This window comes from Sphingomonas sp. MS122 (genome assembly GCF_049532975.1).
Lineage (GTDB): Bacteria > Pseudomonadota > Alphaproteobacteria > Sphingomonadales > Sphingomonadaceae > Sphingomonas.
In genome coordinates, this window is sequence record NZ_CP186695.1 from 3,566,579 (window position 1) to 3,579,896 (window position 13,318).

Here is a 13,318-nt window from a genome sequence, read left to right on the forward strand (position 1 = left end):
GCAGCGGTCCCTTGAACTGAACTGATCGGACGATAACCGAGGGTCCAGCCATGATCGCGGACCATTATCGCGAATGCGTTGCATCTGCGCCTTGCCGGCACAAGGCGATGTCGCGCCTTGGCCCCCATTCCTTTGGGAAAAGTGGATGTTTTACGGTCCTCCACCGCACGCCACATCCACGCCATGACTGCGCCCGTCTCGCCCGCACGGCTCTCGCCACGCCGCGCCATCGTCAAGGTTCACCGCTGGCTCAGCCTCGGCGCGGCGGTGTTCTGGCTGCTCCAGGCGATCACGGGGGTACTGATCGTCTTCCATTGGGAGATTGCCGATGCCGGCATCCCCGGCGCGCACCGTCCGACCGATCTCGCGGCGATCGAACGCCGCATTGCCACGATCGAGCGCCGCGACGGTGGCATGACGGTCAAGTCGGTATGGACGGCCGCCGGCTATGAGGACCGGTACAACATCATCGCCGAGGATGCCGATGGCAACGGCCGCACCATCCGCATTGCAGGCGACGGCACCGAGCTGCGCACCACGCGCGCCGGCGAGACCAGCCTGATGGGATTTCTCGTCGGCTTTCATCATGACTTGCTCGGCAGCTGGGGCAGCTGGATCGTGTCGATCAGCGGCATCCTGCTGTGCACCAACCTCGTGCTCGCCCTCGTCGCCGCCTGGCCGAAACGTGGCACCTGGCGCCTTGCGCTGCGCCCCGCGGCGCGCGGGCCAGCGGCCGCACGCCTTTATTCGTGGCACCGCGCGCTCGGCCTGTGGGTGGCCGCCCCTGCACTGGTCATCGCGACCACCGGCACGCTGCTCAAGTTCGAGGGCGGGGTGAGCGATCTCATTGGTGCGAAGCCCGTCTCGCTGCCCCCCAATCCGCCGGCCGGCGCGCCGATCGGATTTGCCGCCGCCGTGCGCGCCGGTCTTGCCGCAATTCCGGGAAGCACCCTGACCCAGGCAGCCTGGCCAAAGCCCGACGACGCGACCTGGCGCATCCGCGTCCGGGCACCGGGCGAGATCCGCCGCGCCTATGGCGGCAGCTTCGTGCTCGTCGACGCCAATACCGGCGCTGTGCGCGGCACCTTCCCGGCCGCCCGGGCGGCTCCCGCCGACGCCTTCATGAGCGCGCTGTTCCCGATCCACACCGGTGAAGCGGGTGGGTTGGTCGGCCGAATTCTCTCAATCGCCATCGGTCTGTGGCTGATCACGATGATCGTCGTCGGCGTGCTGCTCTGGCTCCGGCGCCGCAAGCCGCGCAAGGCCGCATGAAGCCGATCGCGCTTCCGCTCGCCGTCATGGCCATGGCGAGCCCCGCGTTCGCGCAGGAGTCGCGTCTCGACGCGCTCGAGCGCCAGCTGGCCGATCAGCGGCAACGCATCCATCAGCTCGAGGCGCTGGTCGCGCGGCAGGCGGCACTGCTCGAACGCATCGACACCACGCCTCCGTCGTCCGCACCCGCATCGGCCCCGCCGTCCCAACTCGCCGCCGCCACGACCGCTGTAACCGGTACTGCCACCGCACAGGCAACCGCCCCCGCTTCCGCCATGCGAATCCCAGGCCTCGACGTCAGCGGTGATCTGCGCATCCGTCAGGAATGGAATTACGGCGCCGCGCGTGATCGCTCGCGCTCGGTGCTGCGCGCTCGCCTGCGCGCCAGCTACGCCGTCGCCGACAAGCTCTCGATCGGGACCCAGATCGCGACCGGCGATCCCGACGACCCCAATTCGACCGACGTCACGCTCGGCAATTTCCTCGACGATTTCGCGGTCTCGCTCGACCAGGCGTTCGTCCGGTACGCCGATGGAGGGTTCACCGCGGTCGCGGGCAAGTTCCCACAGATCTTCCAGCGCACCGACATGGTGTGGGACGGCGACGTCTCGCCGCAGGGATTCGGCGTCAGCTATGCCATCGGCCTCGGCGGCGGTGCGAAGGCCGATGTCCGTGCGCTCTATTTCGTGGTCGACGAGGCTTCGGCCGCGCGCGACAGCGACATGCTGGGCGGCCAGGTGACCTTCGCCGCCCCGCTCACGTCCGATATCAAGCTTGGCCTCGCCGGCAGTTATTACCACTACCGGCTCGGCTCGGTCACGGGTGCGGACGCCGGCGACTTCCGCGGCAACCTCGTCAGCGCTGGTCGCTATCTTTCCGACTTCCACCTGATCGAGGGTCTCGGCAGTCTCACCTATGCCGGCCTGTCGCCGCGCTGGCCGCTCGCCTTCACCGCCGACTACGTCCGCAATCTCGGCGCTGCGGTACCGGGCGACACGGGGTTCAACCTCGAACTCGCCGCCGGACGCACCGCACAGCGCGGCGACTGGCGCGTCGCTTACAATTACTCGGAGGTCCAGGTCGATGCGGTGTTCGCCGCCTTCAGCCACGACAATCTCGATCTCTCGACCAACTATCGTCTCCATGGCCTCGGCATCGGCTATGTCCCGGCATCCAATCTGCTGCTCGACCTCGCCTGGTACCACTACCGGCCGCTCGACGCGCGCTACACCACCGCACCGCTCGACTGGCTCGACCGCATCCGCCTCAATCTGATGGTCAGCTTCTGATGCTGCTTCCGGCGCTCGCGCTCGCCGCGGCTGCGGGGGCCGATGCGCCGCCGCAGGACGGCACCCTGCCGCACAGCCACACCCATGCCCCTGCCGAAATCGAGGAGGCGCACGGCCCGCTCCTGCTCCAGCTCACCTACACCAGCGAGGTGATCGCCAACGCCGCAGGCGGAATCGAGCGCGGCGCGCGCTATCTCGACAATTTCGACATCGTGTTCGAGGCGGACCTGGAGCGGGTCGCCGGCTGGACCGGCGCCCAGCTTCATCTCTATGGCTTGTACAACAACGGCAATTCGATCAGCGATCTGGTCGGCGACAGCCACGCCGTGAGCAATATCGAAACCGGCGTCCGCGCGTTGCGTCTGTACGAGGCATGGGTCGATCAGAAATTCGGCGAGCGCGTCTCGTTCCGCGCCGGTCTCTACGACCTCAATTCGGAGTTCGACGCGCTCGATTCCTCCGGCCTGTTCGTCGGCAGCGCGCACGGCATCGGCACCGATTTCAGCCAGACCGGACAAAATGGTCCGTCGATCTTCCCCTCGACGTCGCTCGCCGCGCGGCTCCAGGTCGAACCTGCCAGGGGCTGGGTCGTGCGCGCCGCGGTGCTCGACGCCGTCCCCGGCGACCCCGCCCGCCCCGGCCGCACCGTGATCCGTCTCGACAAGGACGAGGGCGCGCTGCTCGTCGGCGAGGTCCAGGCCCCGCTCGGCGCGGGCGGCAAGCTCCTCCTCGGCCATTGGCGCTACACCGCCCGCTTCGAGCGCACCGACGGCAGCGGTACCACGGGCGGCAATGCCGGCACCTATATCCGCGCCGAGTTTCCGCTCAGCGTCGCGCCCGGCCGCAAGCTCGACGGCTTCGCCCGCTTCGGCACCGCCGCCGGCCGCTTCAACATGTTCGATTTCTTCATGAGCACCGGTCTCAAGTTCACCGGCTGGCTGCCCGGCCGTGACGAAGATGAGTTTGGCATCGCGCTCGCCGCCGGCTTCACGTCCGAGCCCTACCGCACCGCGACCGGCGCCTCCGCCTCGGAGATCGCGGTGGAGGCCACCTACCGTACCCAGCTGACCCCGTGGCTCGCAGTCCAGCCGCATGCTCAGTATATCCGTCGTCCCTCGGCCGACCCGACGATCCCCGATGCGCTTGTCCTCGGCATCCGCACCGAGATCGGCGTCGACCTGTTCGATTTCTAGCGGATCGCCCCGCACGCCGTTGCAAAGGTCACGACTTCACTACCTCGCTGGGGCCGACGCCGGCGCTCAGCCAGCCAGCTTGAACACGCGTCGCGCATTGTCTTCGAAGAACGCCTTCTTCGCGACCGCACCGATCTTCATCCCATCCAACGCGGTCACTTCCTCGGGCTTATATTGATAGGGATAGTCCATCGCATACATGACCCGATCGACGCCGATCGTTTCCTGCAGGAAGCGGATCGCCGGTTCCCAGGCCACGCCGCTGTTCGTGTAGAGGAAATTCTCCTTCATATAGTCGGAAACCTTGCGCTTCAGCGGACCCATCGCCGTATAGCGGCCGGAAGCCACGCTGGCGGCATGCATGTAATCAAGCCGGTAGAGCGTGAAGGGCAGTGATTCCCCGACATGACCGAGCACGACCTGCAGCTCCGGAAAGCGATCGAACACCCCGGCAACGATCAGCCGCAACGCATGCAGGCCGGTCTCGACGCTGAAGCCGAAAATCGCACCATCTAGGCCACGCTCGAGCATTGGCTCGATCAGCCGGTTCGTCGGCGTGGCGGGATGGAGGTAGATCGGGACGTCCAGCGCCTCGGCGGCCTCGAAGACCGGCCAGAATTTTGTGTCGTCCATATATTGCTGCTGGACGTGCGAATTGATGATCACGCCCTTAAGGCCGAGCCGGTTCACGCCGCGCTCGATTTCCTTGGCGGCAGCGACGGCGTCCTGCGGCGCGCAAGCGGCAAGGCCCGCGAACCGGTTCGGATGACGAGCTACGGCGTCAGCCAACCAGTCATTGGCCTGCGCCGCGAACGACGTGCCTTCCCCCGCCGGCATCACCTGTACGCCGGGCGAAGTGAGCGCCAACACCGCCATGTCGATTCCGGCCTGGTCCATATGCGCAAGACGCGCTTCGCCGAGATCCCCCAGATGATCGCGGATGAAGCGGCAGCGCGGGCTGTCGGCATCCAGATAGAAACCCCACATGCTGTTGAAGCCGATCTCCGGCACCGTCTTGGCCTCGATCAGGCGGCGGTAGCGATCCAGCATCTCGGGGGGACAGAACGCCTCCTCGGTGGCGATCCGCTTATAAGGTGCAGGCGCGACCTGGATGGCCTCCGTCATGCTCGTGCTCTCCTGTTCCGGCCGTCCCGGCGAGCGGGCAGCCATGCTCCATGGGGTTTCCTGGCTGGCCGGCCGCTTAGGCCATCGCCACATTCAAGCCACGGCTGGCCAGCGTCTCGCGCACTTCGGCGAGCCGGATCCTTTCGCGATCGAGGTTGAGGCCGCCGGCGGCGAGCAAGGCGCGGACCTCCGCCACATCGACCTGGCGCGGCGGAACGCCGTCGCGTGCCGCGACCGCCGCCGCCGTGCCGGCGGCCTCTCCCATCGCGATGCATTCCGGCATGAGCCGCACGCGCTGGTGCGCCTCGTTGTCGAAGGACACGGTCTTCCCCGAGACGATGAGATTGTCGATCCCGGCCGGCAGAAGGCAACGATACGGCAGTCCCAGCACCACCACCGAGATCGGCAGCTCGGCGGGGTCGTGCCCGCTGCCGCCCTCGCTGCCGTCCGGCTTGTGACGCACCCAGCCCTTGAGATTGGGACCGCGATAGACCTTGAGCGCGATCTCGTCGTCGAACACCGCGCCATCGAAGATGTCGTCGCGGGTGAGCGTATAGTCGCCGACGATGCGACGGCTGTCGCGCACCCCGATCTGCGGCGCCATGTCGATCAGGAACGCCCTTTCCATGCCCGGGATGCGCTTGACGAAGGGCAGGAAATCGCGCGCGCGGCGACGTCCCTCGATCTCCGCGCCGGTCAGGTCCGCCGCGTCGGTCGGATCCCGGTTCAACACCTGCACGGCGTAGAGATAGCCGATGCCGTTGCGCAGATTGGCCGGAGTCGCGCCGAATACGGAAAGGTGATGGCCGAACGTGCCGGGCAGGACACCCTCGTCCTTGCCCTGCTGGACCAGCGACTTCCAGCCGGTGACATGGACATATTGCGCGCCGTCCAGCGCATGCGGCGGCGCGCCCCAGAGCTTGGAGAAGTCGTCCGGATTGGCGCGGGCGTGCTGCTGAAGCCGCTGCCAGTCGATGCCGCCCATCCGGCACAGCATCATCATCGGCTGCGGCGCTTCCCTCGGCTGCATCGCGACGCCGGCGCGCGCCGCCACATCGGCATCGCCGCTGGCGTCGATGACGACGTCGGCGAGGATCGCTTGCCGCCCCGACTTGTTCTCGACGATCACGCCCTTGATCCTGTCGCCCTCCATGATCGCGTCGACGACCTGGGTGTTGAGCAGGATGTCGACGCCGGCTTCGACCAGCATGTCGAGAACCACAAGCTTCAGCATCTCGGGATCGTAGGCGAGATTGAAATATTCGGGCAGGAACTCCGCCGGGGCGGCATCGTGCGCGGCAAGGCGCTGCTGCACCTCGCGCAAGATGCCGCTGATATTCTCGCAGCTCAGGAATTCCGTGACGAAGGACATCGGTCCGGTCCCGCCCACCACGGGATTGCGCTCGATCAGCAGCACATCGGCGCCGTGCCGCGCGGCACGGATCGCGGCGGGATAGCCGCCTGCTCCCGCACCGATGACGAGTATCTGCGTGCGCCTGGCCACCGGGATCTCCCGGGCCGCTTCCAGAATCGTCTCCCGCACGGCCGTGCCACCTCCGCCCGCTATTTTCATCTTACTGTCTTATCGTTATAGTCTTTCACAATCAAGCTGCAGGGCGCAAAGTCGGACGAGAAGGAGAGGCCATGCTGAGCAAGGAGGATAATGAGTTGCTGACGCGCGTCGGCCCGGGGACACCGATGGGCGAGCTGATGCGCGAATATTGGTTCCCGGTGGTCCGCTCGGCAAAGCTGGAAGCGGACGGCGCGCCGGAGCGCGTGCGGCTGCTCGGCGAGAATTTCGTGGCGTTCCGGGCGACCGACGGCCAGGTGGGATTCATCGACGAGTCCTGCCCGCATCGCTGCGCCTCGATGGCGCTCGCCCGCAACGAGGAGAATGGCCTGAGGTGCATCTTCCACGGTTGGAAGGTCGATATCGAAGGCCGCGTCATCGACTGCCCTACCGAACCCGAGAACCGGCGCACGCGGTTCGCGAGCGCGGTTCCCACCCGCCGCCATCATGCCCGCGAAATGGCGGGGATGGTCTGGGTCTATGTCGGCCGCCGCGAAACGCCGCCGCCGCTGCCCAATTTCGAATGGGCCGGTCTTCCGGACGACCATGTCCAGCCGCAGCGCGGCGTGCTCCGATGCAACTGGCTGCAGGCGCTGGAGGCGACCCTCGATTCGGCGCATGTCGGATTTCTCCATGCCCGCGACGGCGCGCTCAAGGGCACCAAGGGCCAGCGTTCCGAATCCACCTTCATGCGCACCTACAAGACGCCGCGCTTCGAATTCGAGGTGCAGCCCTACGGCTTCCGCGAGGCGGCGATCCGCGAGCTGTCCGGCAGCGAATGCTATGCGCGGATTCGCGAGGTCGTGCTGCCCAATTACTCGCTGATCCCCCGGCCCCCGGGCCATGCCGGCGTCACCGTCATCTCCGTGCCGATCGACGACGAGGCGGTGATCCAATGGTATCTGCGCTTCGACATGGCGGCGCCGATCGATCCCGAGGCCTATCTCCAGTTCGGCTCCGATTCCGGCGATCCCGACCACTTCAACTCCGACATGGGCGACGTCACCAACATGTGGCACCAGGATCGCGCGGCGATGAAGGCCGGGCATTGGAGCGGCATCGTCGGGCGGACCAACGCCTATGAGGATTTCGTCGTCCAGGAATCGATGGGCCCGATCGTCGACCGCAGTCGGGAGTTCCTGGGCGCGGCCGACGTGATCATCTCACTCGCCCGGCGCCAGCTGCTGGGGGCAGTGAAGGCGCACCGGGATGCGGGAGTCGTGCCATTCCTGGGCGTCCACCCGGACGTACAGGGCCTCCGCGCCGTCTCCGCCACCTATCGCAAGGGCGAAGATTGGAGGGCGATCGACGCTTTCAATCCGCCGGACATGGAATGGGCACAAGCGATGTGAGTTGCGCGGCGCTCCAGCCCGCTCAGGCGTCTCGGCGATAGCCTTCAAGACCCGGCCGGAACGATTTCTCGTCGAGGAACTGCGCCATGCCCTTGCGGCGCCCGCGCTCCGGATCCTGGGCGGCGGTGGCGGCGGCCATCTGACCCAGCATCGCCTCGGCCGTGTCCCAGTCCAGGCTCTCCACATATTTGAACGCCGACTTGGCCTGCCGCAGGACCGTGGGATTCTTGCCTAGCAAGGTGCGGGCCAGCTGCTCGGTTGCCGCGCGTAGATCGGCAAGCGGCACGGAACGGTTGACGAGGCCCATTTCGGCCGCCTTGCGCCCGTCGAACGGCTCGCCGGTCATGATGTAGTAGAGCGAGTCGCGATGGTTCATGACCTGGGCGACGGCGCGGGTGACGTTGCCCGCCGGGATGATGCCCCAGTTGATCTCGGACAGGCCGAACGTCGCCTCGTTCGCGGCAATGGCGAGATCGCATGCGACCAGCGGCGTGAACGCGCCGCCGAAGCACCAGCCGTTGACCATTGCGATGGTGGGCTTGGGATAGTGCATCAGCCGGCGCCACATCCAGTCGGTCGCCGCCCGGCGGAACCGCGCCTGGACGATCGCCGACTCCCCCTCCGTCTCCCGGAAATATTCCTTGAGATCCATGCCGGCGGAAAAGGCCTCGCCCTCCCCGGTCAGCACGATGACACCGGCATCGTCATTGATCTCGAGGTCGTCGAGCGCCTGCTTCATCTCGCTGTTGAGCGTCGGGCTCATCGCGTTGCGCTTGTCCGGCCGGTTCAGCGCGACCCAGGCAATTCCCTCGTCCACCGTCACTCGGATCGTTTCAAACCGCGTCTCATGCGTCATCGCCTTCAGGCCTCCAATCGTTGCCCCGACCGCGTCGATCGAACGGATCAGGAATGCGCGTATCGCGTCCCGCTCTTTCGCGCCGAGGCCGGCCATCGCAACCCGGCCGCAGCCGGTTGGCTCGTCACCGGCCCGGCATCAGTTTCAGCCCCACACCTCCTGAGCCACTTCGACCACAAGACGCAGCTTCGCCTTCTCTTCCTCAATGCCCATCGTGTTGCCGCCGATACCGCTGGAGAAGCCGCATTGCGGGGAAAGCGCGAGCTGATCCAGATCGACGAACCTCGCGGCCTCGTCGATGCGGCGCTTCAGCTCCTCGGCACTCTCCATCTCGCCGCGCTTGGTGGTGACCAGCCCGAGCACGACGCGCTTGCCCTTCGGAAGCAGGCGCAGCGGCTCGAACCCGCCGGCACGTACGGAATCATATTCGAGGAAATATCCGTCGACCTCGATCTCGTTGAACAATACATCGGCGACCGGTTCATAGCCGCCCTCCGCCACCCACTTCCCGGCGAAGTTCCCGCGGCAGACATGCATGCACACAGTCATGTCCGCGGGTCGGCCGGCGATCGCGCTGTTGATCAGCTTCGCATAGACGTGCGGCAACTCGTTCGGGTCCTCGCCGATGCTGGTCTGGACCTGCGCACGGAGCGAGGGATCGCACAGATAGGCGAAATTGGTCTCGTCGATCTGGAGGTAGCGACAGCCGGCTTCGATCAGGTCGCCGATCTCCTCCGCATAGACTCCGGCGAGATCGGAATAAAATTCCTCCATCGAGGGATAGGCATTGGTGTCGATCGCTTCCCGCCCGCCCCGAAAATGCATGATCGAGGGCGAGGGAATGGTGATTTTCGGAGTCTCCCGGGTCACCGACTTCAGGAATTTGAAGTCATCGACGAAGATCGGCTTCGGGCGGCCGAGCTTGCCGGTGACGCGCATCGTGTGCGGCTTGCTCTCCACCGATCCTTCCTCGTTGTGGAAGGTGGTGGTGTAGTTGGACTGCCAGGGCTCGACATTCGCGAACCGCAGCAGGAAGTCGGTGTGCCAGCTGCCGCGATTATATTCGCCGTCGGTGATCGATTTCAGCCCGACATCTTCCTGCAACGCGACGACCTCGCGGATCGCCCCCTCCTGGACCGCACGCAATTCTTCGTCCCCGATCTCACCGGCCTGATGGCGCTCGCGCGCCTGGATTAGCTGGTCTGGCCGGATCAGGCTGCCGACATGGTCGGCACGGAACGGCGCGGATTTCCCCTGTGCCAAGAAACTCTCCTAGGTTGATTCTTGAAACTATTTTTGTAGCCTTAGAAAACTAAATTCAAGCGAGATCGCTATCGGGAAGCCTCGAGCGCCGCGTTCGAGTCCTGCCAACCGGAACGAAGAGGCGCCGAAGCCCCGCTATCAGGAGAAGGTCATGTCCCCAGTCGCAGCGACGTCCGACAACACGCGGGATCCGGTCGTTGACGAGATCGAGGCGACCGCTGGCGAGATCTTCCTGCGCCGGCTCGCGGCCAATGGCGTCGACTATCTGTTTGCCAATGGCGGCACCGACTTCGCGCCGGTGATCGAGGGTTTCGCCCATGCCCAGGTGGCGGATTTCAAGGTGCCGACGCCGATGCTGGTGCCGCACGAAACCGCGGCGCTCGGCATGGCGCACGGCTATTATCTCGCGACCGGAAAGCCGCAGGCGGTGATGGTCCACACCAATGTGGGGCTCGCCAATTGCGTGATGGGCCTGCTCAATGCGGCGTCCGATCAAGTGCCGGTGATCGTCGCCAGCGGACTGACCCCGGCGACGGAATATGGCCCGCTCGGCCACCGCAACTCGCCGATCAACTGGGGCCAGAACATGCGGGATCAGACGGCGATGGTCCGCGAGCCGGTGAAATGGGACGCCACGCTAGCCCAGCCCGAGCAAATGGCCAGCCTGGTGGACCGCGGCGTGGCGATTGCAACTTCTCTGCCGCGCGGCCCCGTCTATCTCGGTCTGCCGCGCGAAACCCTGTGCGAGGTGGTCACCTATCGCGATGTGCCGCCCCGTAACGCTCCAGCGCGCTGCGCGCCGCATCCCGGCGCGATCGCCGAGGCTGCCCGCCTGCTCGGCGATGCCAGGCATCCGCTGATCATCGCGTTCCGCGTGGGCGCGCGTGACGGCGGCTTCGACGGGCTCACCGCCTTTGCCGAGCGACACGCGATACCGGTCGTGGAATTCTGGCCGTCGCAGCTCTCCATTGCCGGCACGTCGCCGATGCACGCCGGCTTCGATCCCGCCGAGGATCTCGCGCGGGCGGACGTAGTGCTGGTACTCGACGCGATCGTGCCCTGGCTACCGCACCGTCATGGCTTCGCCGAGGGAACGGCGGTGATCCAGGCCGGGCCGGATCCCCATCAGATCGAAACACCGATCCGCGGCTTCGCGGCGGACCTCGCGCTGACCGGGGAATCGGCGGATATCCTTGCCGCCCTCGATGCAGCCATGCCGATCCGGGATCGAAGCGCACGTTTCGCAGCCCTGGCGGAGCGCAATGCGGCGCGCCGCAGGGCGCTCGACGCAAAGGCAGCGGAGTCCGGCCCGCCCATGTCTGCCGCTTTCGTCACCCGCGCCATCGTCGAGCTGATCGGGAATGACGGCTGCATCGTCAGCGAGCTCGGCGCCAAGCCGGAGTTCCTGCCGACGCTGCGCGGCGATCAGTTCTTCCAGAATCCGATCTCGGGCGGGCTCGGCTGGGGGTTGCCCGCCGCGCTCGGCATGCAATTGGCGGATCGTGAGCGTCTCGTCGTCGCGACCGTCGGCGACGGCAGCTACATGTTCGCCAATCCGGTGGCCTGCCATCAGGTTGCGGAGGCGCACCGCCTGCCGCTGCTCACCGTGGTCTACAATAACGGGATCTGGGGCGCCGTTCGCGGCTCGACGCTCGGCATCTATCCGCAGGGGCATGCGGCGCGCGCCAACGTGATGCCGATCACATCGCTCGAGCCGCTGCCGGATTTCTGCAAAATCGCCGAAGCATCGCGTGCCTGGACCGCGCGCGTCGAGCGGGCGGAGGAGCTTGTCGCCACGCTGGCAGACGCCGCTCGCGTGATCCGAGAAGAACGCCGCCAGGCCCTGATCGAGGTGAAGGTCGCCCGCCACGCCTGAACATGGCGAACATCGTCCTCAGGCCGCGGGGCGGCTGATCACCTGCAGCTCCTGATAGGAGCGGATGCCGAGCACGCCATGCTCGCGACCATAGCCCGATTCCTTCATGCCGCCGAACGGCACGTCGGATTCGTTGAGCCCGTGGCGATTGATCCAGACCGTGCCGGCCATGAGCCGGCCGGCCACCTCGTGCGCCCGGCGCGGGTCCCGGCTCCAGACCGAGGCGCCCAGTCCCAGACGGCCGTGATTGGCGCGCGCGACCGCCTCGTCTTCCGACGCGAAGGCGAGCACCGGCAGCACGGGACCGAACTGCTCCTCGCAGACCAGCGGGACATCGTCGTCCAGGCCGGCGATGATCGTAGGTTCGATGAAATACCCCTCGCCGTCCGGGATATTCCCGCCGGTCAGCACCTCCGCGCCCGGGCGAGCGATTGCGTCTTCGAGATAGGCCCTCACCTTCCCATATTGCGCGCGGTTCTGGATCGGCCCCATGTCCATGCCGGGGATCGTGCCGGGGCCGACCTTGAGTGCCCCGACCTTCGCGATCAGCTTCTCGACCAATGCGTCGTGCACGCTTTCCGCCACATAGACGCGCTTGATCGCCATGCAGATCTGTCCGCAGTTGAAGAAGCCGCTGCGCGCGATCCCGGCCGCCGCGAGATCGAGATCGGCATCATCGAGCACCAGCGTCGCGTCGTTGCCGCCCAGCTCGAGCGTCACCCGTTTCAGCGTCGCGGAAGCGCTCGCCAGCACCTTCTTGCCGGTCGCGACCGAGCCGGTGAAGCTGATCTTGTCGATATCCGGGTGCGCGGTCATCCATGCGCCGAGATCGTTGCCTCCGGCAACCACATTCAGCACACCGGGCGGCAGCAGATCCGCCGCGAGCGCCCCGACCGCGAGCGTCGTCAACGGCGTAAATGGCGACGGCTTCAGCACGAGGCTGTTGCCGGTATAGAGGGCCTGCGCGACCTTGTGCATGGCGAGCGCCACGGGAAAGTTCCACGGCGCGATCGCCCCGACGACACCCAGCGGATGATAGCGCAACTCCACCCGCCCCCGTTCATCGTCGCGCAGGATTTCGTCCGGCAGTTCGAGCGAGGCGAGCTGCTTCATGTGATGACCGGAAATCGCAAGCTCCATGCGCGCCTGCTCGAGCGGCTTGCCATGCTCGCGGGTCAGCAGCGGCGCCAGCTCGTCGGCGGCCGCGGCAATGCGGTCGGCAAAGGCGAAGATCAGCTCGCGCCGCCGCTCGAAACCCATCGCCGCCCAACCCGGAAAGGCGCTGCGGGCAGCGACGACGGCCGCTTCGAGATCGGCCCGGGAGGCATCAGGACAGAGCGCGAAGACCTGGCCGGTCGCAGGGTCGACCACATCAATCATGTCGCCGCCGGACACCAGCCGGCCACCGATGAGATGGGCGTCGGCACCCGCGACGAGCGCCGGCCGCGCCAGCTTGTCCAATCGGCCCATCTCACCTCTCCCGCTGCGTTCCGCGAGAGGATGAATATTGTTGCCTGAATCC

General features: G+C 66.5%; 11 protein-coding genes. 5 read left to right on the plus strand and 6 right to left on the minus strand.

Translation table 11 applies throughout. From position 1 onward, the window contains the following. Nucleotides 1-183 precede the first annotated feature (183 nt). The 3 genes from ACO227_RS17160 to ACO227_RS17170 are packed head-to-tail and all read left to right on the plus strand — an operon-like array spanning nucleotide 184 to nucleotide 3,754. Nucleotides 184-1,272 (plus strand): PepSY-associated TM helix domain-containing protein, encoded by a 1,089-nt coding sequence (locus ACO227_RS17160; RefSeq protein ID WP_423603432.1) that lies wholly within the window; start codon nucleotides 184-186, stop codon nucleotides 1,270-1,272. Beyond that, entirely contained in the window at nucleotides 1,269-2,561 is a 1,293-nt protein-coding gene (locus ACO227_RS17165; protein WP_423603434.1) for a putative porin, read from the plus strand. Before ACO227_RS17160 ends, ACO227_RS17165 begins: the two co-directional genes overlap by 4 nt. Continuing rightward, a complete protein-coding gene (locus ACO227_RS17170) occupies nucleotides 2,561-3,754 on the plus strand; it encodes a carbohydrate porin (RefSeq protein WP_423603436.1) in 1,194 nt (397 codons plus the stop codon). The genes ACO227_RS17165 and ACO227_RS17170 overlap by 1 nt, the downstream gene beginning before the upstream one ends. A gap of 66 nt (nucleotides 3,755-3,820) precedes the next feature. On the opposite strand, the gene ACO227_RS17175 is transcribed toward ACO227_RS17170, so the two are convergent. Continuing rightward, entirely contained in the window at nucleotides 3,821-4,879 is a 1,059-nt protein-coding gene (locus ACO227_RS17175) for an amidohydrolase family protein (protein WP_423603438.1), read from the minus strand. Between the two features lie 76 nt (nucleotides 4,880-4,955). After that, entirely contained in the window at nucleotides 4,956-6,383 is a 1,428-nt protein-coding gene (locus ACO227_RS17180) for an FAD-dependent oxidoreductase (protein WP_423603440.1), read from the minus strand. Nucleotides 6,384-6,523: 140 nt separating this feature from the next. Here ACO227_RS17180 and ACO227_RS17185 point away from each other — a divergent pair, with 140 nt between their 5' ends. Next, a complete protein-coding gene (locus ACO227_RS17185) occupies nucleotides 6,524-7,801 on the plus strand; it encodes a Rieske 2Fe-2S domain-containing protein (protein WP_423603442.1) in 1,278 nt (425 codons plus the stop codon). 22 nt (nucleotides 7,802-7,823) lie between these two features. Here ACO227_RS17185 and ACO227_RS17190 read toward each other — a convergent pair whose 3' ends face one another. The 3 genes from ACO227_RS17190 to ACO227_RS17200 all read right to left on the minus strand — a co-directional run bounded on the left by ACO227_RS17190 (nucleotide 7,824) and on the right by ACO227_RS17200 (nucleotide 10,239). Then, nucleotides 7,824-8,657 carry a p-hydroxycinnamoyl CoA hydratase/lyase gene (locus ACO227_RS17190; RefSeq protein ID WP_423603444.1) on the minus strand — a complete coding sequence of 278 codons (834 nt, stop codon included), beginning with the start codon at nucleotides 8,655-8,657 and terminating at the stop codon, nucleotides 7,824-7,826. A gap of 144 nt (nucleotides 8,658-8,801) precedes the next feature. Then, entirely contained in the window at nucleotides 8,802-9,920 is a 1,119-nt protein-coding gene (locus ACO227_RS17195) for a 5-methyltetrahydropteroyltriglutamate--homocysteine S-methyltransferase (RefSeq protein ID WP_423603446.1), read from the minus strand. 55 nt (nucleotides 9,921-9,975) lie between these two features. Beyond that, a complete protein-coding gene (locus ACO227_RS17200) occupies nucleotides 9,976-10,239 on the minus strand; it encodes a hypothetical protein (protein ID WP_423607440.1) in 264 nt (87 codons plus the stop codon). On the opposite strand from ACO227_RS17200, the gene ACO227_RS17205 reads away from it, so the two are divergent. After that, on the plus strand, nucleotides 10,186-11,796 hold the full coding sequence (locus tag ACO227_RS17205; RefSeq protein ID WP_423607392.1) for a thiamine pyrophosphate-requiring protein: 1,611 nt from the start codon (nucleotides 10,186-10,188) through the stop codon (nucleotides 11,794-11,796). The two genes, ACO227_RS17200 and ACO227_RS17205, sit on opposite strands and share 54 nt — an antisense overlap. A gap of 18 nt (nucleotides 11,797-11,814) precedes the next feature. Here the strand turns inward: ACO227_RS17205 and ACO227_RS17210 are convergent, their stop codons facing one another. After that, nucleotides 11,815-13,257: an aldehyde dehydrogenase family protein gene (locus tag ACO227_RS17210; protein WP_423603448.1), complete on the minus strand. Its 1,443-nt coding sequence runs from the start codon at nucleotides 13,255-13,257 to the stop codon at nucleotides 11,815-11,817. Nucleotides 13,258-13,318: the final 61 nt, after the last annotated feature.